This window comes from Natrialba taiwanensis DSM 12281 (assembly GCF_000337595.1).
GTDB lineage: Archaea > Halobacteriota > Halobacteria > Halobacteriales > Natrialbaceae > Natrialba > Natrialba taiwanensis.
Map to the genome: position 1 here is coordinate 112,280 of NZ_AOIL01000012.1, position 20,779 is coordinate 133,058.

Here is a 20,779-nt window from a genome sequence, read left to right on the forward strand (position 1 = left end):
GTCTTTCCCGGCTCCCGTTCGTTAGTTGATCCGTGAACCAGACACCTCACCGTACTCACGCCGACGCGACGATCCAGCCGGCCGCAAGCGACGACCGGTTCGTCTACCAGGCCGACCCTGAGCAACCCTTAAGCGTCGCCGTTATCTCCGCAATCGCGAGCCAGGACGGCCGCGACATGATGGCGGTCGCGGACGAACTCGATCCACTCTACAACGTGATCGATCCAGCGGCGCTCGATTCCCTCTTCGAACCCGAGACCGGTGACGCGTCGGCCGCCCCTTCTTCCCTCGACCGCGCAGGCGGCAGCGTAACGTTCTCCTACGCCGGCCGCACCGTCACGGTCGATACGACCGGCCGCGTTGAACTCGAAGATGCGTAACGAGGGCCTCCGTTCAGGTTTGGATTGTTTTCGGTCTGTCGCTTAATTCGCGCTTGCTCTGTCGGTGTTTAGATTCTGATTCGCGTTCGGCTCAATAGATCAGTTCGTCGTCGTTCTCGACCATGTACAGCGTCCGTGCGGCGATGTTGACGGCGTGATCACCGACCCGTTCGAGGTCTCGAATCGTCAGCAGAAGACGCGAAACGTCCTGCAGAAGTCGTTCGACCTCGTCGGGCGAATCGAGTTCGCGTTCGATGAGGTCGCGGACGACGATTTCGCTCGCGCGCTCGGCGAAGTGATCGAGGTCGTCGTCGCGTTCCGCCAGTTCGCGGCAGCCGTCGATGTCTTCGCTGTCGTAGGCGAGCATCGCGTCTTCGATCATATCGAGGGTCATCTCGCCCATCTCCTGCACGTCGACATCGGGGAAGAGGTCGTGTCTGGCGTCGAGGGTGTATTCGCCGAGATTGACCGCAAGGTCGCCGATTCGTTCGAGGTCCGTGATAATCTTGAACGATGCAGCGATAAACCGCAGATCGCTGGCGACGGGTTGCTGGAGGGCGAGCAGTTCGATACACTGCTGTTCGAGGTCGAGGTACTGCTGGTTGACCTCGCTGTCGCCTTCGATGACCTCGCGGGCGAGATCGTTGTCCTTCTGTTCAAGGGCGTCGAGCCCCATCCGAAGGCGTTCCATGACGATCTCGCTCATGTAGAGGATATCCTCACGAAGCGTTTCGAGTTTCTCCTGGTAGGATTGGCGGGCCATACTGCAGAAAGCACGCTGGTGATTGATAAAGATTGGTAGCGATGAACTCTCGTCTCAGTTCGTTGCTGCTCGTGACTCGCTTAGGGATGCAACAGCACCTTCGTCACGCCCTCCTCACGCTCGTCGAACCGTTCGTACATCTCGGGGGCATCCTTGAGTTCAACCTCGTGGGAGACGAGAAAGCCTGGTTCAGCCCGGCCGGAGACGATCATGTCGCGGAGCCGTCGGTTGTAGCGCTTGACCGGGCACTGTCCGGTTCCGAACTGGAGGCCTTTTTCGAAGGCGATGCCGAGATCGATGTTGAGTAATCCCTGTTCGTCGACCTGCTCGGGCGGGTCGGGTTCCTCCGAGATGTAGAGGCCGACGATGCCGATCTTGCCGGTCGCTTCGACCGCTTGAATCAGTTGGTTGATCACGAGCGAGGGATTCTCGCGTTCGTGATCGTAGGGGCGGTCGCCGTCGCGTTCGCTGTCGATCGCCTGGTAGCCGACGGCGTCGACGCCCTTGTCTACCGGGCCGCCGTGGGCGTCGACGATGGCCTCGGCTGCATCTACGTCCTCGAAGTTGATCGCCGTCGCGTCGCAGTGGTCCTCGGCCAATTCGAGGCGACTCTCGACTCGATCGACGATGTAGATTTCCGAGGCTCCCTTGAGCTTCGCGCTGTAGGCAGCCATGAGGCCGACGGGACCAGCGCCGAAGACGGCGACCGATTCGCCGGGCTGGAGGTCGGCGAGTTCGGTGCCGTGCCAGCCGGTGGGGAACACGTCGGCGAGCATGATGAAGTCCTCTTCGTGGCCCTCCTCGGGTAAGGAGAGGGCGTTGAAGTCGGCGTAGGGGACGCGGACTTTCTCGGCCTGCCCGCCCTGATAGGGACCCATCTTGACGTAGCCGTAAGCGCCGCCGGGCGTCTCTGCGACGGACTCGCAGTAGTTGTAGTTCCCTTCCTCGCAGTTTTCACAGAACCCGCAGGCGATATTGAACGGGAGGACGACTCGATCGCCGGGTTCGAGCGTGTCGACGCCCTCGCCGACCTCGGCGATTTCGCCCATGATTTCGTGGCCGAAGACCATCCCCTCGTCGGCACCGGCCCGTCCCTCGTACATGTGTAGGTCCGAGCCGCAAATCGCGCTCGTCGTCACGTCGAGTATCGCGTCGTTCGGGTGTTCGAGCGTCGGTTCGTCGATTTCATCGACCGATACGTCGTGAGAGTTGTGGTAGACAACGCCTCTGATGGACATCGATGACACCTACCGGTCGCGACTTCGACCCTGTCCCTAAAGATTCGCGGTGCACGTGCAACTCGGTCCCGGTGTGGATGATCAGCACGGGAGACGCGAAATAGCGAGCACGGGACGACGGAGAACAGCGAATGAAACACGGCAAACGGAGACTGAACTCCCAAGCTACCCGAACTTGCCCGTGATGTAATCCTCGACCCGATCGCTCTCCGGATTCTCGAAGATTTTCGTCGTGTCGTCGAACTCGACGAGGTTCCCCCCGGTGAGGAAGACGGCGGTCTTGTCGGAGATACGCGCCGCCTGCTGCATGTTGTGGGTGACGATAATCACCGTGTACTCCTCGGCCAGATCCTCGATCAGATCCTCGATCTTCGAGGTTGCGACGGGGTCGAGCGCCGACGCCGGCTCGTCCATCAGGATGACCTCCGGGTCGGGCGCGATCGCTCGCGCGATACACAGGCGCTGTTGTTGGCCGCCCGAGAGATCGAGGCCGCTCGAGTCGAGTTGGTCCTCGACCTCGTCGAGCAACGCGGCGCGTTCGAGGGCCGTGTGGACCTTCTCGTCTAAGTTGTCGTCTTGGCCCTGCACTCGAAGCCCGTAGGCGACGTTGTCGTAGATGCTCTTCGGGAACGGATTCGGCGACTGGAACACCATGCCGATCCGCCGGCGCAGCGCAACCGGGTCGACATCGTCGTCGTAGACGTTCTTCTCGCGGAAGAACAACTCCCCGTCGACGCGGGCGATATCGATGAGGTCGTTCATGCGGTTGATCGAGCGCAGGAACGTCGATTTCCCGCAACCCGAGGGCCCGATAAGTGCCGTCACCTGCTGTTCCGGAATCTCCATCGAAATCCCGTTCAGCGCCTGGTCGTCGCCGTAGTACACATCCAGATCGCGCGACTCGATGATCGTTCGGTCGGTCACCGTCGCCGGGTCGTCTCGTGAACTCGTCTCGACGCCGATATCGGTTCCGCGGTCCGCGAGACTGTCGGTGCCCGGCGTGGGATTGGGTTGCTGGTCGTCAGTCTGTTCCGTTTCCGAGGACGTCATCTGTTTGTTAGTCATTGTCAGGTTCGCTGTTGATATCGATTCCGGATGATGATCGCGACCGAGTTGATCGTTAGCAGGATCACGAGCAGCGTCACGACGCCAGCCGCAACGACGCCGTACTGGAACTCCGTCTGTGGGTACGACGCCCAGTTGTAGATTTGTAAGGGCATGGCGCTAACCTTGCTGAGAAGGCTGTTTGGAACCCCGAAGACGGTCGTCGGTGCCGCGATCATGATCAGCGGTGCCGTCTCGCCGATTGCGCGACCGAGTGCGAGGATCGTCCCAGTCATGATCCCGGGCATTGCCCGTGGAAGAACGACGTTCCGGATCGTCTGCCACTTCGTCGCGCCCATCCCGTAGGATGCCTGTCGCTGCGAGTCGGGAACCGATCGTATCGCTTCCTGTGCCGAGATGATCACGATCGGCAGGATGAGCAAGGCGACGGTAAACGCCGCGGCCAGCACCGACCCGTAGCCGATGTTAAACAGTCCCACGAACAGTCCCAGTCCCAGCAGGCCGTAGACGACTGAGGGGACACCTGCAAGGTTGGCGATGTTGAGCTGGATGAACCGCGTGAGGTAGCCGTCACTGGCGTACTCTTCGAGGTAGATCGCAGCCCCGACACCGAGCGGGAAGGTGACGAGCGCGATCATGATCATAATCGCGATGGAGCCGACGATCGCGGGCAGGAATCCGGCATTGTTCGGGTTCGGATGGGGCGGGTTCGTGAGGAAACTCCAGTCGAGCCAGCCGACCGCGTCGACGGCGACGTTCAGGAGCAACGCCGCGAGCGAGACGATGCCGATGAGCGTCGCCGCCAGTGCGAGCAGCCGAAACGCCACGTCTTTCGTGCGGCTGATCTGGCCGAACCCGGAGTCGACCGATGCCTCCTGCGTATCGGCAGCCATTAGCGATACACCTCCCGATAGCGCGAGGCGACGAGTTCACTGACAAGGTTCATGACGAAGGTGATGACGAACAGAGTGAGCCCGACTGCAAAGAGGCTCTTGTAGGCGGCTCCCTGACCGACGATGTCGCCGGTGCCGATCTGGACCATGGCAGAGGTCATGGGTTGGATCGAATCCAGGAACATCCCCGCCGGATCGGTCAGATCGACCATCCGCGGTGTCTGCCCCGCTGCAATCGCGACGATCATCGTTTCGCCGATCGCCCGCGAGAGGGCGAGGATGAACGAGGAGATGATTCCCGAAAGTGCTGCCGGCACGACGACGGAAGTCGAGACGGTAAACTTCGTCGCCCCGAGTCCGTAACTGGCCTGTCGAAGCGAGTCCGGGACTGCGCTCATCGCGTCCTCGCTGATCGAGGACACCATCGGGATGATCATGATCCCGACCATGATCGACGCCGAGAGTGCATTGAACGTCGAGAGCGGCAAGATCGTGTCTAGCGCCGGCGTCACGTAGACAAGCGCGAAGTAGCCGTAGACGACCGTCGGTACGCCAGCCAGCACCTCGAGCGCCGGCTTGAGGTAGGCTCGTCGGCGCTCGGAGGCGTACTCGCTGAGGTAAATCGCGGTCAGCAACCCGATCGGCAGCGCGACCAGCGCCGAGCCGAGGGTGATGATCAGCGTGCCCGAAATCAGCGGTAGCACGCCGAACGCGACCGGGTCGTTCGTCGGACTCCAGCGCGTTCCCGTAAGGAACTCGATCGGCGAGACGGTCGCGAAGAAATCGACTGCGTCGATGAGAAGCGTCGCGACGATGGCGACGGTGGTCAGGATCGATAGGAGCGCACACAGCATGAAGAGATAGCGAAATGCCGTGCCGCGGGCGGTGCGGATGCCGTCGTGAGAGAAGTCCGGCTGGCTCATTCGGTCACCTCGGCGATCGCCTCGTCGAGTTTCGCTACGTTTTCATCGCGTTGGTCCTCGGTGATCGGGACGTAACCGACCTCGGAAACCAGATCCGTCGCAGCTCGTTCCATATAGAAGCGAGCGAAGTCGCGGACGGCCGAATCCGCGAGCGATTCCTTCGCGACGTAGATGAACAGCGGCCGCGAGAGCGGGGTATACTCACCGGACATCGCCGTCTCGATCGAGGGCTCCACACAGGTGCCGTCGTCGTCGATCGAGAGCGCCTTGATCGAGTTCGGATTCTCGCTGTAGTACGAGAAGCCGAAGTAGCCGATCGCGTACTCCGATCCCTGCACGCCCTGTACGATCGTTCGGTCGCGCTCGGTCGCGTGGTAGTCACTTCGGTGGTTTTCCTCCTCGCCGATGACCGCCTCGTTGAAGTAATCGAACGTGCCGGAGGTCGTCGCAGCGCCGTACAGTTCGAACTCCTCGTCGGGCCAGTCCTCGTTGATATCGCTCCAGCGCTCGGCTCCACCGGCGCGCCAGATATCGTGGAGTTCGTCGACGGTAAGGCAATCGACCCAGTCGGCCTCGGGATTGACGACGACCGTCAACGCGTCCGTCGCGACCTGGAACTCGATCGGCGTAATATCGTTCTCTCCACACTGTTCGGTTTCGGCGTCGGCGATCGGCCGACTCGCGTTGTTAATGTCGGTCCGTCCCGCACAGAAGAAGTTCCCGAACCCGCCGCCGGTCCCGGTTTTACTGAGCGAGAGGTTAACGGTCGGGTTTTCCTCGGAGAATGCGGAGCCGATCGCCTCGGTCACGGGAAACACGGTACTGCTTCCCGCGATATTCACTTGATCGCCCTCTTCGGCGAAGACACCGGCACAACCGGCCATTCCGCCGGAGAGAGCAACACTTGCCGCGGCGAGAAAATCACGCCGACCGAGTCCGGTCGGCAAGGACGCCGTGGTATCTCTCGACATCACTGAAGAATCGCCAGCACCCAAATAAGTACTCTACTATGATGGCTATATATCTATATATAATATCCATCCTGAGTTTCCGCAATGAGCTAGATAGCCAGTCTGGTCGTCACCCCCGCCATGCGCCGGGATGACGAACGATTACGAACCTGTTACGAATCAGTAGTCTTAACATAGCTTTGGATATCTATACTGCATTGCTGTCGTCTCACATACAGACGGAACTGTTCCGGAGTGATCCACAGTTATATGTATCTAGTTACCCCATTCGTTCTGATGGCCATAGTGATCGGTGAATGGCCAATTTCTGGGCCCAATACATCCATTTTATAGCTGGCAGTGATCTCTATAGATAGCAGGGTATTTATATTCGAACGCTCAAACACCTCCGGTATGGAAACGCGGAAGGTTCAGGTGACCGGCGGATCGACGTACACCGTCTCACTGCCCAAGACATGGGCGACCGAAAACGATGTCGAGGCCGGAACGACAGTCGAGTTCTATCCAGAGGATGACGCGCTCTTGCTCACGCCGGCAAGCGATATCGAGCGCCAGGAAGGAACGCTCGACGTCTCTGATCTCGAAGGCGAACGCCTGACCAGGGCCGTGATGACCATGTACGTCAGCGGGTTCGACCTCATCCGGCTCGAGGCGACCCGGATCACGACCGACCAGCGCCGGGCGATTCGGAACGCCACGCAGAGCCTCGTCGGTGTCGAAGTCCTAGAGGAGACCAACGACAGCGTCGTCATCCAGGATCTGCTCGACTCCGCCGAACTCTCGATCGTCAACGCCGTCTCGCGCATGCGCCTGATCGCGAGTTCGATGCTCGCGGATGCGATCACTGCCCTCGTCGAGAACGACGACGACATCGCACTCGACGTGATCCAGCGCGACGACGACGTCGATCGCCTCTGGCTCGTCGTCTCTCGTATCTTCCGGGCGACGCTGCGCTCCCCGCGCGCCGCGGAAGAACTCGGCGTGCCCCGCGAGGACTGTTTTGACTACCACTCGAGCGCGCGCCAACTCGAGCGCATCGCCGACCACGCCACCAAGATCAGCAATCTCGCGCTCAAACTCCAAGAGATTCCGGAATCGGTCGCCGAGGCGGTCGTTGCGCTTCACGAAGACGCTGCCGACGTCCTGGAGAAGTCGATGGACGCGCTGGTCGCCGACGATTCCGAGGAAGCGAATCGACTGGGACACGCCGCCCGCCAGGCCGTCGTCGAAATCGACGAACACACCCGAACGATCGACGACATGCTCCGTGAACTCGATCCCGTCCAGGCCCAGTCGCTCGGGCTGATCGTCGACTCGCTTTCGCGAAGCGCAGACTACGGTGGGAACATCGCTGAGACGGCGTTGCAGAAGGCGGCTCCGCGGCCCTAATCGTAATCGTAACTCTAACCGGCACTCCGAGCGCCAGCGTTCGTTCTCCGCACTGTTCCGCCGCGGCCGGTTTGACTCGAATTCAATTGAAATCCGGTGTGCAATCCACGATCACGACCAGCGGTCGGAGACGCGACGGGCCAGCGGTCCCGTCTCGGCGTCAATCTGTCGGTGAAACAGGTACTGGGCGAACGCCGGGAGTGCCCCGAAGATACCGATGAGTCCGAGTACCGTCATCTGGGAGACGGCATTCGTGGCGATTGCAACCAGTCCGCCCACGCCGAGTAGCACCAAGAGGAGGACGGAACCGAGATATATGCGCGACCGGACAGGGGCCGCCGCCTTCTCGTCCGCATCGTATAGGAAGAACTCGTAGAGACAGAGGACCCCCGCGAGCACGACGATGAACGAGAGGACGGCGGCGAACGGAGCGAGCATACGTACTAGTTAGCGAGGCACTACTATAAAATAACCGACCTCACCGATCCCTGCGGTAGTGACTGGTGCGGGTGTCGGCGTGAGAGGCAACCTGAAAACAAATCGTCGGCGTAGCGAGAGCGGACGGATACGACGAGTCACCGCGTATTGGTCCTGCTGTCCCGTCTGCAACCGGTCGCAGTTCTCAGTAGTTGATTCGTTCGTGGCTGCCAACAGGGATCCGACAGGGCCACAGAATAGGCGTCTGATTCGGCCACTGCTGGAGCTACAGAACCAGCATCGGAGAGAATCGAATCGGCGCCGATCAGTTATCGAGCAGCACGGCGTTGACCTGGCCGGTCTGGCCGGGCCGGGACGTAACGCGGGCCTCACCCTCGGAGGTCGCGATAACGGCACCCTTCGTGATGATGTTTCGGCGGACGTAGTTCGGGTTCGCGTCGTTCTCGACGACGTCCTCGATATCCGCGGCGACCGTCTCGTCGCCGGTGTTGACGCTTGCAACGTCCGTCGCGAGCGCACGCGTCTTCGTGTCGTTACCGCGGACATCGACGGTCCGGAAGCGCGGTTCGCCGACCTGCGTCTCCGTCGGCAGTCGGCCGAGTTCATCCTTTCGGCGCTTGCGAACGTTCTTCAGTCGACCGCCGGTTCGCTTTCGCGTAGAGCGTCCCTGATCTTGCATACGCGGGAACAATCCCGGCAAATACTTGAATGCACGCTTTCGTACCGGCGAGACTGGTACTGAGTCTCAGTCGTCGGCGACCAGACAGTAAGCGTGCCCCGGTTCCTCGAGCGTCGTCGTCTCCTCGTCATCGTCGTAGTAATTCGAAATCACGCCGCGCTCGGCGTAGTAGATCCGCCCGTCGACGGGGACTGGAGCGCTGGTGACCCGCCCACGGTTTTCGACGCGCCAGCGACGGTCTCCAGTTTCCTTGTCCAGAGCGTACAGGTACGAATCGTACGAGCCGGCGAGTACCGTCTCGGCCGTGACCGTCAGCGCTCCGATGACGCGCCCGTTGACGTTCGTCGACCACAGTTCCTCGCCAGATTTGGCATCGAGCGCGTAGACGTAGTTGTCATCGCTTCCCATGTAGACGATATCTTCTTCGACATCGACCGCCGGATTCGACATCACCGACGCTCCCGTCTCGAACACCCACTCCTCCTCACCGTCCGCCAGATCGAGACAGTAGAAGTTGTTGTCCCAACTCCCAACGTAGCCGTAGCCGTCGTGGGCCGCGACGGTCCCCTTGATCTGGGCACCCTTCCGAAACGCACCGTCCGCGCTTTCTTCGCCGTCCGCGTCGGCCTGATACTGCCAGCTGAACTCGAGTTCAGGGAACTCCCAACAGTAAACGGCACCGTCGTTCGAGCCGGCGAGTATCCGCCCGGCGTCGAGGTCGATCGTCGGCGACGGGTGGGCCTGGCCCCAGATTCGGTCGTCGCTCCATGTGGGCTCGCCGGTGTTGGGATCGATCGCCCAGAGCGCGCCGCTCGAGGGCGGGGCGAACTCGGAGATGACGTAGAGCGTGCCGTCGTGGTAGGCCGGGCTCGAGCCGATCGCGAGCGCGCCGTCGAGTTCAGCGGAGCGGGTGCGCCAGACGATGTCGCCGCTTTCGGTGTCGAGCGCGTAGAGGTCGCCGTCGTAGCCGCCGATGTAGGCGGTATCACCGACGATGGCGGGGGAACCGTGGAAGCCGAGTTCGGTCGCGCCGGTTTGAGTCGTCCAGCGTAGTTCGCCTGCGGGTGTGTAAGCGTGAACGCGGCCGGTGTCGCCGGCGAACAGGATTGTATCGCCGTCGGGCGTCGGGAGGGGGCTAGATTTGGCTGCGGTGTGGCCGACGTAGTTGATCGGGAAGGTCCAGTCGACGTGTACGGCATCGGGGACGACCTCGTCGGGGTAGTAGCCGAGCCGACGCAGGTCGTTCTGGAACAGGGAGACGTCTTCGGAGCCGTTGACGAGGCCGCCGAGCGTGTTCGGCAGGTCGACGCAGCCGGCGAGGCCCGTCGCCGCGGCGGTTGCAGTCGCGGTCGCGCCGAGAAAACGGCGTCGCGATGCGTTCGCCTCGCCGTCGGCAGGGGAGGTTCGAGAGCGAGGGAGGGTTCGGGATCGACGAGATCGAGATCGGTGTGGCGGTTCCATAGCGGGCTCTAGCAACAGCCACGGTTGAGACCGGCTAAATACCGGCGATTTATTGTGCGAGTCGCCTGATGAGTGGTGCCGGGGAGAAAGCGGAGGCGAAGATACCACGACGAGTATGTGGTGTTCGCTTTACGGGAACGAAGAGCACGCGGTCTGTATTCACCTATGGCTTGAACACGCGCCAGACGACGCGGGGATGCAGTAGTGCGGTCGGTGGTTTCTCCATCATTTGCACACTGAAGAAGAGTTCCCAGAGTTCGCCGTCGGTGTGGGCCTTCCGAAGAAAGCGAGACAGATACCAGTTCAGGAAATCCGTTCCGCGCGGTTTCGGCCCCTCGGTTTGGGGGAACTGGTGGTCGCTGCCGACCGCCAAGTTCCACGCCAGATCCACTGTCTCCTCGATTCGGTCGAAAAACCGAGGCGCGAGATTCGTGTGACTATCCGCCACGAGCGCGTGTTGGAGCTGGGCGGCCTCGAAGGCCGCCACCGACATGCCCTGGCCATAGATGGGATTAAAGCTGGCGACCCCATCGCCGATAACGATCAGTCCCTCCGGGAATCGGTCAAGGTCCTCGTATCGGCGGCGAAGGTTGGACGGAAACGGGTAGTGTGCGATATCGTCGGTTCGCCACGGCTGGTCGTTGAGCATCCGCTCCAGGTCGGGGACGGGGAGACTGGCTGCAAAATTTGCGAAGCCCGCCGGATCGGTTGGGGGAGCATCACCGTGCATTCCCCATAATGTCATCACCCATCGTCCATCCTCGACAGGGACGAACGTGCCGCCACGAGGGCGCTGCGGTGAGGGTGCCACGATAATACCGCGGCGGTCGGTGGCAGGACGCTCGACAATGGTGCTGCTGTAGGCCACGTCGATACGAACCTCGTCAACGGACGGCCGAGTGTAACCGTGCTCGTCCAACCACCGCGGGGTCCGGCTTGTGCGGCCGGTGGCATCAACGGTCAGGTCGGTAGTGATCTCCGTCGTCTCCCCGCCTTCATCCTGTACCAGAATACCCGTTACGCTCGTTGCTGCATCGGTAACGAGGTAGTCAGTGAACTGGCTGTTCGAGCGGAAGTGAACGCCCTCGAGAGCAGCAACCTGCTCGCGTACTACCTGCTCGTACAGTGGCCGGGTCGCACCGTACACAGTGCAGCGCCGGGGACCGTTTGCGAGAAAACCACCTTCCATGTAGAATTTTACGTCACGCGCGGCATCGTGTGACACGCCGCCAGCCGAGAGCAGTTCCTCGCCGAAGCCCGGAAACAGGTCCTCCAGCGTGGCCCGTCCTCCTTCAAGAAGGACATGGATGTGTTGGGACTGGGGAACCCCGCGGCGGGTAACGGGCTTGTCGGACAGCGAATCCCGCTCGACGATCGTGACTTCGGTAAACCCGTCGGCGAGAACTCGAGCGGCGCACAGACCGGCCATTCCGGCCCCGATAACCGCAGCACGGTCACCACTCTCGAAACTCCGAGTCGGATCGTACCGGGAAACGGTTTCGAGAGTCATTGTGACTGCCCCCTCGGTATGTAGTTCTCGGATTGGTGTGTTAAATGCTATCACACCATGCGTATTTGATGCGTAGACTACTGCTGAACGCAGACAGCTATTCCGCACAATCCGCTGAAAACAGTCGAAACCGCACACAGTGTCCACCAGTACAGTTGAACAGATACTGATCGGACAGCACTCCGTTCAACCGTTTCGAACGGAAGAATCCGCCTTCCAAACGCCGGTGCTCGTCGCTACTCCTGTTGTGCGTCGACGACCGCGACGCTCGCCAGATTCACGATGTCCTTGACCTCGTCGCCGCGCTGGAGGACGTGCACCGGACGGTCCATGCCGACCAGCATCGGGCCGATGGCGTCCGCGCCGCCGAGACGCTGGAGGAGTTTGTAGCCGATGTTCCCCGATTCGAGGTTCGGGAAGACGAGCACGTTCGCCGGCTCCTCGAGTTCGGAGAAGCCGTAGGTACCCTCGAGAATGTCGTCGACGACGGCGGTGTCCGCCTGCATCTCGCCGTCGACGGGGAAGTCGACCTCGGGATCGTCCTGTAGCATCGTCGCGGCGCGACGCGGTTTACGCGTGCCGTCGTTGTCGACGCTGCCGAAGTTCGAGTACGACAGCAGTGCGGCGCGCGGTTCGACGTTGAACCGGCGGGCGAGTTTGCCGGTCTGTTTGGTGACCTCCGCGAGGACCTCCTCGTCGGGAGCCTGATTGACCGTCGCGTCGGCGACGAAGACGACGCGATTCTTGAAGGTGAGCATGTAGACCCCGGCGGCGTAGTCGACGTCGTCCGCGGTGCCGATCACCTGCAGCGGCGGTCGCAGCGCCGACGGATAGTGATGGGAGAGGCCGGTCAAGAGCGCGTCAGCGTCGCCCTGTTCGACCATCACGCTGCCGAAGTAGTTCGAATCGCCCTCGATGAGTTCGCCGGCTTCCGTTCGCGTGATACCCTTGCGTGCGCGCAGGTCGTGCAGGCGGTCGGCGTACTCCTCGTAGTCGCCGACCGAGGGGTCCGCGACCTGCGGCGTGAACTCGAGGCCGAGACTCGATGCGGTCTGGCGAATCTCGGACTCGTCGCCGATGAGAATCGGTGCGGCGATGCCTTGCTCCTGAATCTGGTAGGCCGCCCGGATCATCTTCTCGTTTTCGCCCTCCGCGAGCGCGACCGTCTTGGGGTCGCTCTTTGCCTTGTTGAGGACGACGCGCATCATCTCTCGGGACTTGCCGAGGCGAGCCTCGAGTTCTTCCTCGTAGGCGTCGAGGTCGAAGTCGGTGCGGGCAGCGCCGGACTCGATCGCGGCCTCGGCGACGGTTGGGGCGACCTGGAAGAGCACGCGCGGGTCAACGGGCTTCGGAATGATGTAGTCGGGGCCGTACTGGAGCGGTTCGTCGCCGTAGGCTTTGACGACGGCGTCGGGAACGTCCTGCCGGGCGAGGTCGGCGAGCGCCTCGGCGCAGGCGACTTTCATCTCCTCGTTGATCTCCGTCGCGCGCACGTCGAGTGCGCCCCGGAAGATGAAGGGGAACCCGAGGACGTTGTTGACCTGATTCGGGTAGTCAGAGCGGCCGGTCGCCATGATGACGTCGTCGTCGCGGGCGGCCTTTGCCTCCTCGTAGCCGATTTCGGGATCGGGGTTGGCCATTGCGAAAATGACCGGGTTGCTGGCCATCGACTGGACCATCTCCTGGGAGACGATGCCGCCCACCGAGAGGCCGACGAAGACATCCGCTCCCTCCATTGCGTCCGCGAGATCGCCACTGGGGATATCGCGGGCGAACTGGCGTTTGTACTCGTTGACCTCCTGCGCCCGAGTTTCGGTGATGATACCCGAGGAGTCACACATCGTGATGTTCTCGGCGCGACAGCCGAGCGAGACGTAAAACCGGGCCGTCGCGATGGCGCTCGCGCCCGCTCCCGAGAACACGATCTCGAGGTCTTCGAGGTCCTTGTCCGCGATATCTGCCGCATTGAGCAGTGCGGCACCGGAGATGATCGCCGTCCCGTGCTGGTCGTCGTGAAACACCGGGATGTCGATCTCCTCGCGCAGGCGCTCCTCGATCGTGAAACACGACGGTGCTGTAATGTCCTCCAAGTTGATCCCGCCGAAGGTCGGCTCCATCATCTTCACCGCCTCGACGAACTTGTGTGGGTCCGACTCGTCGAGTTCAATGTCGAAGACGTCGATGTCAGCGAAGCGTTTGAACAGGACGCCCTTGCCCTCCATGACGGGCTTTGAGGCCTGTGCACCGATGTCACCGAGTCCGAGCACGGCAGAGCCGTTCGAGACGACACCGACGAGGTTCCCTTTTGCCGTGTACGTGTACGCTTGGGTCTCGTCGTCGTCGATCTTTCGGCAGGGCGCAGCAACCCCCGGCGAATACGCGAGTGAGAGGTCTCGCTGCGTGTTCGTCGACTTCGTCGTCGAAATTTCGATCTTTCCCGGCGGGTCAGTCTGGTGGTACTCCAGCGCGTCCTCGTCAAGTCCCATACCATGGACAGTGTGGGCATTCACTAAAAACAATTCGAAGGCGGATATCGACAATTGTCGAATCATAGCGTAGCTCGTCTCGCTCAGCTCGTTTCCAGATTCGACCGTTTTATACGGGCCGCGCCAGTGAGGTGGGGTATGGACGTCGCGCTTGGTGGGACGTTCGACCCCGTTCACGACGGCCACCGGCGGCTCTTCGAACGGGCGTTCGAACTCGGAGACGTCACTGTCGGCTTAACCAGCGACGAACTCGCCCCGAAGACACGACATGTAGAGCGAACGGTCCGTTCGTTCGACGATAGACGAGCCGACCTCGAAACCGAACTCGAAGCGATCGCAACCGAGTACGATCGCTCGTTCGAAATCCGACGGCTCGAGGAACCGACCGGCATCGCGACTGAACCCCAGTTCGACTACCTGGTCGTCTCGCCGGAGACCAGATCCGGTGGCGAACGGATCAACGAGATTCGCCGTGAGCGCGGCCACGACCCGCTCGAGGTCGTCGTCGTCCCTCATCTGCGTGCCGACGACGGCGATATCATCTCAAGTACCCGAATTGTCCACGGGGAGATCGACGAACACGGCACCGTTCTCGAAGGCGACTAGTCACCGACCGTGTCCGTCGCGGAATCTGCACGGACTGCACTGAATTCGAACCGAATCGAGTGAACTCGGCAGCCCCATATCCAATGGAAATTACAGGGGGCTACTAATACTGTCTTTCCAGCCATGTATCGTAAACTTACGGTCGGTAACGGTCGGTGGCGCGGTGGCGTGGGAAAGTGTCGGTTCTGATGAATCAGTCGCGTTACCAGCTGGGTGGTTCGAGACCGGCTGCAGCCAGTCGGTCCTTCCAGCGGGTCTGGATCGAGAGGCGAGAGACATCCGCCGCGTCGGCAACGGCTCCCTGCGTTCGGCCATCCCCGGCGACGAGCGAGCCGGCGTAGATACTCGCAGCGAGAACGGCCCGTTTCGATCGGTCTTCCGATGGTACATCGCCGAGAAAGAGTTCAGTAGCACAGGAGCGAGCGTCACTGGAGAGATCGAGTCGGTCGGCGATCTGCTCGAGTTCGGTGAGCCAGGTATCGTACTCGATGCGATCGCGGGCGCTGTGCATAGGCGAGGTAGCGCGCCATCGGAGATAAATCTGCGGACGTGAGCGTCGGCGAACGGGAGCGGGGTAGTCGGGACGTGGACCGTCGTAGTCGGTGGGTGACTGGAGTATGTGTAATGGAGAATCAGTGTAGTGGCCCTCGGAACGGGTCTGTTTCAGACCGTTGTGAATCCCAATAGCGCGCTACTTGCGCCAAGAGCCAGCTACGAACAGGTCGCCGAATCAGCCGTTCTGCCTGGGTTTCACTAGGAGACAACTACTAAAGCCCGAGAATCGCCAAGTGAGAAGCACCGTTGGGTTCCGGTCTCGGTACGGACTGGACCTGCGTCCCGTCATGAAGGAGCCAACTTGCAAGCTCGTCTGCACCGGCTGTGGTCTCGAGATGCCGTACCGAGACCGATCGTTAGCCGAGCAGGCGGCAGAGCTACACCAACTTCGCGATGCCGAGCACGTGACCTTTATCGTTCCACCGGATTGGTCGCCCGAAGAGCCGGTGAAACATCAGTAACCGGAAGTCACGGGGTGCCGTCCGGACCGACAGTTACTTACTGGATTCGTGAAAAGCGAAAGGTGCGCGCGGGTAGCCAAGCTAGGCCAACGGCGCAGCGCTTAGGACGCTGTCCCGTAGGGGTCCGCCGGTTCGAATCCGGTCCCGCGCATTCTCCGCGAACAACATCGTGAGCGGAGACTGCGATCAGCGGGTTCGAACCCTGCAAGACGCAGTGCGAACGCAGTGAGAGCCTGTCTTGCTCCGATTCGAATCCGGTCCTGCACCGTCACATCTATTATACTTTCCCGACCCCGTGTATGAATACGATAGTTTTGGGATGGAATAATGTCGGCAACCTTTTGCCACACGCGCGATAATACGAGCGTATGCCGGGAACCACGAGCTGGCATACCCTTCTCGAGCACATCGCGGAGTTACCACCCGATGCGACACTCCTCACGCCACTCTCGCGGGACCCCTTTCGGATAACTGAGACGCAAGAACACCGGCTTCTCGTCGAGTACGAACACGAATCTGAGACGGTTCCACTGCAACGCGAACAGTTCGAGACGCTGCTTCAACGAGTTCAGGACGCGGCCGGCGGCTTCAGTCTTGACCGGCTTCCCTCGGAGGCGGAACCCTATGCGACGGTTCTCAGTCTTCATCCGCGATTTGAACTCGATGACAGGGCCGGAACGCTAACCGAAATCGACACGCCATCCGGCTCGCCGCTCGTCGATACAGATGCGGGCTTCGAGTCCAGTTCGGCTGCCGCCGCAGAGCACACGGAGCGCGAAGAGCCCGATCTCCCCGTCTACGCCGACGCTCTACTGTTGATCGACGCTCTGGAACGACACGATCCAACCGCACTCGACGGGATGGAGACCGCGGCGTTGGTCAATCTCTATACGCTCCTTTCGGACGTGCAGCGAAACGCCGACGCCCTCCGGCAGGAGGTCAGCGAGAGCTTGCTCGGCCGACTCCACCACGACCGTCAGGTCAGCGGACAGTACGGGTCGATCCAGCGGACTGCCCGCCGGAATCGATCGCTCAAGGACGATGCGGACGTCCTGGCCGTTCTCGAAGACGCCGGAATTGACCGCGACCGCGTCACCAGCGTCGACCCAGCGAAGGTCGACGAGGCGCTCGCGGTGACTGAACTCGCCGAATCCGCGGTGTACGAGATCGAACGCAGCGAGTACGTCCGCAAAGCCGAGGTCGATGAGGAAGAGAAAGAATCGCGACTGCAGGGGCTCAAGGATCAACTGGCCGGGGCGGACGAGGAAACCGACGAACTGCAGCAAGAAATCGAAGCCCTGGAGGCGCGTATCGACGATCTCACCAGCTTCGATTCCGGTGCGTCGTTTCGCTCTCCATCCGGCGGGGAAACCTGATCACACCCTGATCACAACCACCCGCATAGCGATGGCCCTCCCATAGTGACCGCTCCACGATTAAAGCATAGCCTGCTGTGGCAGACACACGTCTGACGCTCCATAACGCTTATTCGCGCGGAAACGACTTGTATGAGCAATGGCCGGGTTAGACGATGTGTTCGGGCAGCTCTTCTCGAACGCCGATGCTGTCGCTCTCTTTTCACCGAGTAGCTCCGATTACGAACGCTGTCAAACAGCCGACGGTCTCGACGATCTCGACGTACTCGTCGTCGCCACCGACAACGATGTCGGCGCAGAGACGTTCGTCGAACTCCCCCTCGAGTTCGAGGACGTCGCCGAACGGATCAGCTTCGGCCTCGAGGGGGCGCTCGAGCAGGACGTTATCGAGGACGGCGACGAACTCGTCTGTGCAACGCGCGTCTTCGGGGACGAAATCGACACCATCTCGCGCGTGCGAGCCAACGCGGACGACCGGACCGGGATCTACGACCTCTTCGCGAAGTCGCGGGCCGAACCGACCGTCATCAAAGCCGTCCTCGAACTCGCAATTGAACTCGGCAAGAAGGGCCAGAAGGGCAAGCCGGTGGGGGCGCTCTTCGTCGTCGGCGATGCGGGAAAGGTGATGAACAAGTCTCGGCCCTTGTCGTACAACCCCTTCGAGAAGTCACACGTTCACGTCGGCGATCCGATCGTGAACGTCATGCTGAAGGAGTTCTCTCGGCTCGACGGCGCGTTCGTCATCTCCGATGCGGGCAAGATCGTCTCGGCCTATCGGTATCTCGAGCCATCCGCGGAGGGCGTCGACATTCCGAAAGGGCTCGGCGCACGCCACATGGCCGCCGGCGCGATCACGCGCGATACGAACGCGATCACGATCGTGCTGTCGGAGAGCGATGGGCTCGTCCGGGCGTTCAAGGCCGGCGAGCTCATCATGGAGGTCGATCCGGAGGCGTACTGATATGAACTGGCAGACCCTTATCGACGAGCCGGCCGTCATAGCTGCGGCGGTGCTCGTACTCGGGCTGGTAATCGGCTACCTGGTCGGTCGACTCAACAAGGAACTGCTCTCGGCCTCGGGTGTGCCAGAAGCCGTTGAGGGGACGCCGTTCGAGCGCACCGCCCAGTCGATCGGCACCTCGTTGGTCGACATCGTCGCCAGATTGAGTTCGTGGTTCATTTACGGAATCGCCGTCCTGACAGCGATTCATATCGCGCAATTGCTCGACACCGAGGCGTTCTGGATTCGCGTCGTCGAGTACATCCCGCAGGTGTTCATCGCCGTCCTCGTGCTCATCTTCGGGTTCATCGTCGCGGACAAAGCGGAGTTAGCCGTCAGCGAGTATCTTCGCAGCGTCAAACTCCCCGAAGCCTCGATTATCCCCCGAGTCGTCAAGTACTCCGTCCTGTACGTCGCCTTTCTCATCGCACTGGGGCAGATCGGCGTCTACGTCCTGCCACTGCTCATCCTGCTTGCCGTCTACGCACTCGGCCTCGTCTTCGTCGGCTCCGTCGTCTTTAAGGACTTCCTGATCTCGAGTGCCGCAGGGATTTACCTGCTACTCAACCAGCCCTACGGAATCGGCGATCGGGTCCGTATCGGCGACCAGGCCGGCATCGTCCAGGAAGTCGACCTCTTCGTCACCAAAATCGAAGACAACTCCGAGGAGTACATTATCCCGAACCGGAAGGTCTTCGAAGACGAACTCGTTCGCGTTCGAGACTGAGCGATCACCGCAGCGCGAGGACTGCGTTCGCTTTTTCGCTTACTCCAGCGAGAGCCCGGGATGCCACCGATCCGCCCCCGCCTCGCGCTTGATCGCATCCATTCTTGCGAGCAAGTGCGTCGCAAGCGTCGCCGTTTCAGCCGCACGGGACTCGCCTTCCGTTCTGAACTCGCCAGTCCGGCGGTTCGCGTAGACGGAACAGACCGCGCCCGCACGCAGCCCGTAGATATTCGCGAGCGTGAAAATCGCACTCGCCTCCATCTCGATGTTCTTGACGTTCGCCTCGACGAGTTCATCGATCAGGTCGTCCGCGCCGGCGGCTTCGAACTCGTCGTAACCGGGACGGCCCTGACCGGCGTAGAAGGAGTCGGCGCTCATCGTGATGCCGGTGTGGTAGTCGTAGCCGAGTCGTTCGGCGGCGGCGACGAGTGCGGAGACGACCTCGTAGTCTGCGCTCGCGGGGTAGTCCTCGCGGACGTACTCGTCGCTCGTGCCCTCCTGTCGGACCGCACCGGTGCTGATCACGAGGTCGCCGACGTCCATGTCGGCCTGGATCGCCCCGCAGGAGCCGACCCGGATGAACGTCTCGCAGCCGACGCGGGCCAGTTCCTCGACGGCAATCGCGGCCGACGGGCTGCCGATTCCGGTCGAGGTGACCGAAATGGGCGTGTCCTCGTAGGTGCCGGTCGCGGTCCGGTACTCGCGGTGGTGGGCGCGAATTTCGTGGTCGTCCCAGTGGTCCACGATCTTCTCGAGGCGTTCGGGATTGCCGGGCAGGAGGACGGTATCGGCCACGTCCGCGCCGCTGACCTCGAGATGGTACTGTACGTCTGCGTTCGGGTCTTCGCTGTCGCCGGTCATCGAGTGGCGGCGATTCGCACCGACGCCGTATATAAATGCGGGGCGGCCGTATCGACGGGTATGGCACGCGGAACCCTCACGGACACGTACGTCGCCGCGCTCCAGCACGAGTTCGCCGACGTGCCCGCGGACGCGACGCGAGTCGGCGTCGTCCGCAGCCCAACCTCGTGGTTTCACGCCGCGGTCGACGAGAACGTTCCCGAACTCGGGCCGCCGGCCGAGTTACTCGACGCGATCCGCGCCGCCGAGGAGGACCTCAAGATGCGCGGCATTTGCGACGAGGAAGCCCACAACGCCGCGTGGGACCAGGTCGCGTTCGGAGACGCCTACCGCGAGCACCTCGCGACGGCCGACGAGGCGCGGACGGCACTCGCGGCCCTCTCGACGCGGCTCGACGACGGCGAGGACCTGGCGCTCGTCTGCTACGAAAACACCGAGAAAAAACGCTGCCATCGAACGATCCTTCGAACTGAACTCGAGCGGTAGCGTCGGTGCTCGAGCTAAAAGCCGGCTACTCCAGGGTCTCTTCGGTGATCGTATTCGGCAAGAGTTCACCGAGCGTGTACTCGGTTATCTGGATCTCGGTCTCAGTTTCAGCCGCAGTCGCTCCGTCGTCGCTCCCGTCACCTTCGTCGCACCACACCACGAGTTCGTCGTCACAGAACTCGGCCAGCGTCTGCCGGCACATCCCGCAGGGCGTGACGCCGTCTTGTCGGTCGGAGCTCACGGCAAGGTGACTGAACTCGCGGTGGCCGTTCTTGACCGCTTCGGCGATGGCGACCTCCTCGGCGTGGAGGCTGTTGCTGAAATTGGCGTTTTCGAGATTGCAGCCGACGAAGACGTCGCCGGCTTCGGTTTCGAGTGCGGCACCGACGCGGTACTCGGAGTAGGGGACGTGGGCGGCTGACTGGGCGTCGCGGGCGGCCGCGACGAGGGCGGTGCGATGATCGGTGGCGGCGCTATTGCTGTCGTCGTGCGGAGTCACACCGGATAGTAC

Annotated in this window: 21 protein-coding genes and 1 tRNA gene; 8 read left to right on the plus strand and 14 right to left on the minus strand. The window is 61.7% G+C overall.

Annotated elements, in window-relative coordinates; translation table 11 throughout:
• Positions 1-32: 32 nt before the first annotated feature.
• Positions 33-380, plus strand: coding sequence for a HalOD1 output domain-containing protein (locus C484_RS02820; RefSeq protein WP_006824463.1), 348 nt, complete (start codon positions 33-35; stop codon positions 378-380).
• 91 nt (positions 381-471) lie between these two features.
• On the opposite strand, the gene phoU is transcribed toward C484_RS02820, so the two are convergent.
• The 6 genes from phoU to C484_RS02850 all read right to left on the minus strand — a co-directional run bounded on the left by phoU (position 472) and on the right by C484_RS02850 (position 6,233).
• Positions 472-1,143: a phosphate signaling complex protein PhoU gene (phoU, locus tag C484_RS02825; protein WP_006824464.1), complete on the minus strand. Its 672-nt coding sequence runs from the start codon at positions 1,141-1,143 to the stop codon at positions 472-474.
• Between the two features lie 80 nt (positions 1,144-1,223).
• Positions 1,224-2,381 carry a glutathione-independent formaldehyde dehydrogenase gene (locus C484_RS02830; RefSeq protein ID WP_006824465.1) on the minus strand — a complete coding sequence of 386 codons (1,158 nt, stop codon included), beginning with the start codon at positions 2,379-2,381 and terminating at the stop codon, positions 1,224-1,226.
• A 165-nt stretch (positions 2,382-2,546) separates the two neighbouring features.
• Entirely contained in the window at positions 2,547-3,446 is a 900-nt protein-coding gene (gene pstB / locus C484_RS02835; RefSeq protein ID WP_006824466.1) for a phosphate ABC transporter ATP-binding protein PstB, read from the minus strand.
• 2 nt (positions 3,447-3,448) lie between these two features.
• Positions 3,449-4,339, minus strand: coding sequence for a phosphate ABC transporter permease PstA (gene pstA, locus C484_RS02840; protein ID WP_006824467.1), 891 nt, complete (start codon positions 4,337-4,339; stop codon positions 3,449-3,451).
• Complete coding sequence (gene pstC, locus C484_RS02845) at positions 4,339-5,262, minus strand: phosphate ABC transporter permease subunit PstC (RefSeq protein ID WP_006824468.1); 924 nt, start codon at positions 5,260-5,262, stop codon at positions 4,339-4,341. The genes pstA and pstC overlap by 1 nt, the downstream gene beginning before the upstream one ends.
• The gene (locus C484_RS02850; RefSeq protein WP_049914991.1) at positions 5,259-6,233 is read right to left on the minus strand and encodes a PstS family phosphate ABC transporter substrate-binding protein; all 975 of its coding nucleotides are present in this window, start codon (positions 6,231-6,233) and stop codon (positions 5,259-5,261) included. Before C484_RS02850 ends, pstC begins: the two co-directional genes overlap by 4 nt.
• A 393-nt stretch (positions 6,234-6,626) precedes the next feature.
• On the opposite strand from C484_RS02850, the gene C484_RS02855 reads away from it, so the two are divergent.
• Positions 6,627-7,622, plus strand: a complete 996-nt coding sequence (locus C484_RS02855; RefSeq protein WP_006824470.1) for a phosphate signaling complex PhoU family protein — start codon at positions 6,627-6,629, stop codon at positions 7,620-7,622.
• Between the two features lie 111 nt (positions 7,623-7,733).
• Here C484_RS02855 and C484_RS02860 read toward each other — a convergent pair whose 3' ends face one another.
• From C484_RS02860 to C484_RS02880, 5 genes are all read right to left on the minus strand, one after another.
• Positions 7,734-8,060, minus strand: a complete 327-nt coding sequence (locus C484_RS02860; RefSeq protein ID WP_006824471.1) for a hypothetical protein — start codon at positions 8,058-8,060, stop codon at positions 7,734-7,736.
• A 304-nt stretch (positions 8,061-8,364) separates the two neighbouring features.
• Positions 8,365-8,739: a 30S ribosomal protein S8e gene (locus tag C484_RS02865; protein ID WP_006666300.1), complete on the minus strand. Its 375-nt coding sequence runs from the start codon at positions 8,737-8,739 to the stop codon at positions 8,365-8,367.
• 66 nt (positions 8,740-8,805) lie between these two features.
• Entirely contained in the window at positions 8,806-10,200 is a 1,395-nt protein-coding gene (locus tag C484_RS02870; RefSeq protein WP_006824472.1) for an outer membrane protein assembly factor BamB family protein, read from the minus strand.
• 163 nt (positions 10,201-10,363) lie between these two features.
• Positions 10,364-11,710 (minus strand): NAD(P)/FAD-dependent oxidoreductase, encoded by a 1,347-nt coding sequence (locus C484_RS02875; RefSeq protein ID WP_006824473.1) that lies wholly within the window; start codon positions 11,708-11,710, stop codon positions 10,364-10,366.
• A gap of 236 nt (positions 11,711-11,946) precedes the next feature.
• The gene (locus C484_RS02880; protein WP_006824474.1) at positions 11,947-14,196 is read right to left on the minus strand and encodes an NADP-dependent malic enzyme; all 2,250 of its coding nucleotides are present in this window, start codon (positions 14,194-14,196) and stop codon (positions 11,947-11,949) included.
• 138 nt (positions 14,197-14,334) lie between these two features.
• On the opposite strand from C484_RS02880, the gene C484_RS02885 reads away from it, so the two are divergent.
• Complete coding sequence (locus C484_RS02885; protein ID WP_006824475.1) at positions 14,335-14,802, plus strand: phosphopantetheine adenylyltransferase; 468 nt, start codon at positions 14,335-14,337, stop codon at positions 14,800-14,802.
• Positions 14,803-15,004: 202 nt separating this feature from the next.
• Here C484_RS02885 and C484_RS02890 read toward each other — a convergent pair whose 3' ends face one another.
• Positions 15,005-15,313: a transcription factor TFIIB cyclin-like protein gene (locus tag C484_RS02890; protein WP_006824476.1), complete on the minus strand. Its 309-nt coding sequence runs from the start codon at positions 15,311-15,313 to the stop codon at positions 15,005-15,007.
• A gap of 571 nt (positions 15,314-15,884) precedes the next feature.
• Between C484_RS02890 and C484_RS02895 the strand changes: the two genes are divergently transcribed.
• From C484_RS02895 to C484_RS02910, 4 genes are all read left to right on the plus strand, one after another.
• Positions 15,885-15,969 (plus strand) — tRNA-Leu (locus tag C484_RS02895).
• Positions 15,970-16,186: 217 nt separating this feature from the next.
• A complete protein-coding gene (locus C484_RS02900; RefSeq protein ID WP_006824477.1) occupies positions 16,187-17,194 on the plus strand; it encodes a hypothetical protein in 1,008 nt (335 codons plus the stop codon).
• A 139-nt stretch (positions 17,195-17,333) separates the two neighbouring features.
• Positions 17,334-18,155, plus strand: coding sequence for a diadenylate cyclase DacZ (dacZ, locus tag C484_RS02905; protein ID WP_006824478.1), 822 nt, complete (start codon positions 17,334-17,336; stop codon positions 18,153-18,155).
• A 1-nt stretch (position 18,156) separates the two neighbouring features.
• Complete coding sequence (locus tag C484_RS02910; protein ID WP_006824479.1) at positions 18,157-18,921, plus strand: mechanosensitive ion channel domain-containing protein; 765 nt, start codon at positions 18,157-18,159, stop codon at positions 18,919-18,921.
• 39 nt (positions 18,922-18,960) lie between these two features.
• On the opposite strand, the gene C484_RS02915 is transcribed toward C484_RS02910, so the two are convergent.
• Positions 18,961-19,782, minus strand: a complete 822-nt coding sequence (locus C484_RS02915; RefSeq protein ID WP_006824480.1) for a nucleoside phosphorylase — start codon at positions 19,780-19,782, stop codon at positions 18,961-18,963.
• Between the two features lie 60 nt (positions 19,783-19,842).
• Between C484_RS02915 and C484_RS02920 the strand changes: the two genes are divergently transcribed.
• Positions 19,843-20,268: a DUF488 family protein, N3 subclade gene (locus C484_RS02920; RefSeq protein WP_006824481.1), complete on the plus strand. Its 426-nt coding sequence runs from the start codon at positions 19,843-19,845 to the stop codon at positions 20,266-20,268.
• A 25-nt stretch (positions 20,269-20,293) separates the two neighbouring features.
• Here the strand turns inward: C484_RS02920 and cdd are convergent, their stop codons facing one another.
• Positions 20,294-20,767: a cytidine deaminase gene (gene cdd / locus C484_RS02925; RefSeq protein WP_006824482.1), complete on the minus strand. Its 474-nt coding sequence runs from the start codon at positions 20,765-20,767 to the stop codon at positions 20,294-20,296.
• Positions 20,768-20,779 lie beyond the last annotated feature (12 nt).

Bases quoted from the DNA above. Each gene is read 5' to 3' on its own strand.
- C484_RS02865 (WP_006666300.1), bottom strand. From the start codon at position 8,739: ATGCAAGATCAGGGACGCTCTACGCGAAAGCGAACCGGCGGTCGACTG.
- C484_RS02885 (WP_006824475.1), top strand. From the start codon at position 14,335: ATGGACGTCGCGCTTGGTGGGACGTTCGACCCCGTTCACGACGGCCAC.
- C484_RS02870 (WP_006824472.1), bottom strand. From the start codon at position 10,200: ATGGAACCGCCACACCGATCTCGATCTCGTCGATCCCGAACCCTCCCT.
- C484_RS02920 (WP_006824481.1), top strand. From the start codon at position 19,843: ATGGCACGCGGAACCCTCACGGACACGTACGTCGCCGCGCTCCAGCAC.
- C484_RS02910 (WP_006824479.1), top strand. From the start codon at position 18,157: ATGAACTGGCAGACCCTTATCGACGAGCCGGCCGTCATAGCTGCGGCG.
- phoU (WP_006824464.1), bottom strand. From the start codon at position 1,143: ATGGCCCGCCAATCCTACCAGGAGAAACTCGAAACGCTTCGTGAGGAT.
- pstB (WP_006824466.1), bottom strand. From the start codon at position 3,446: ATGACTAACAAACAGATGACGTCCTCGGAAACGGAACAGACTGACGAC.
- pstA (WP_006824467.1), bottom strand. From the start codon at position 4,339: ATGGCTGCCGATACGCAGGAGGCATCGGTCGACTCCGGGTTCGGCCAG.
- C484_RS02915 (WP_006824480.1), bottom strand. From the start codon at position 19,782: ATGACCGGCGACAGCGAAGACCCGAACGCAGACGTACAGTACCATCTC.
- C484_RS02850 (WP_049914991.1), bottom strand. From the start codon at position 6,233: ATGTCGAGAGATACCACGGCGTCCTTGCCGACCGGACTCGGTCGGCGT.
- C484_RS02875 (WP_006824473.1), bottom strand. From the start codon at position 11,710: ATGACTCTCGAAACCGTTTCCCGGTACGATCCGACTCGGAGTTTCGAG.
- pstC (WP_006824468.1), bottom strand. From the start codon at position 5,262: ATGAGCCAGCCGGACTTCTCTCACGACGGCATCCGCACCGCCCGCGGC.
- dacZ (WP_006824478.1), top strand. From the start codon at position 17,334: ATGGCCGGGTTAGACGATGTGTTCGGGCAGCTCTTCTCGAACGCCGAT.
- C484_RS02830 (WP_006824465.1), bottom strand. From the start codon at position 2,381: ATGTCCATCAGAGGCGTTGTCTACCACAACTCTCACGACGTATCGGTC.
- C484_RS02860 (WP_006824471.1), bottom strand. From the start codon at position 8,060: ATGCTCGCTCCGTTCGCCGCCGTCCTCTCGTTCATCGTCGTGCTCGCG.
- C484_RS02900 (WP_006824477.1), top strand. From the start codon at position 16,187: ATGCCGGGAACCACGAGCTGGCATACCCTTCTCGAGCACATCGCGGAG.
- C484_RS02855 (WP_006824470.1), top strand. From the start codon at position 6,627: ATGGAAACGCGGAAGGTTCAGGTGACCGGCGGATCGACGTACACCGTC.
- C484_RS02890 (WP_006824476.1), bottom strand. From the start codon at position 15,313: ATGCACAGCGCCCGCGATCGCATCGAGTACGATACCTGGCTCACCGAA.
- C484_RS02880 (WP_006824474.1), bottom strand. From the start codon at position 14,196: ATGGGACTTGACGAGGACGCGCTGGAGTACCACCAGACTGACCCGCCG.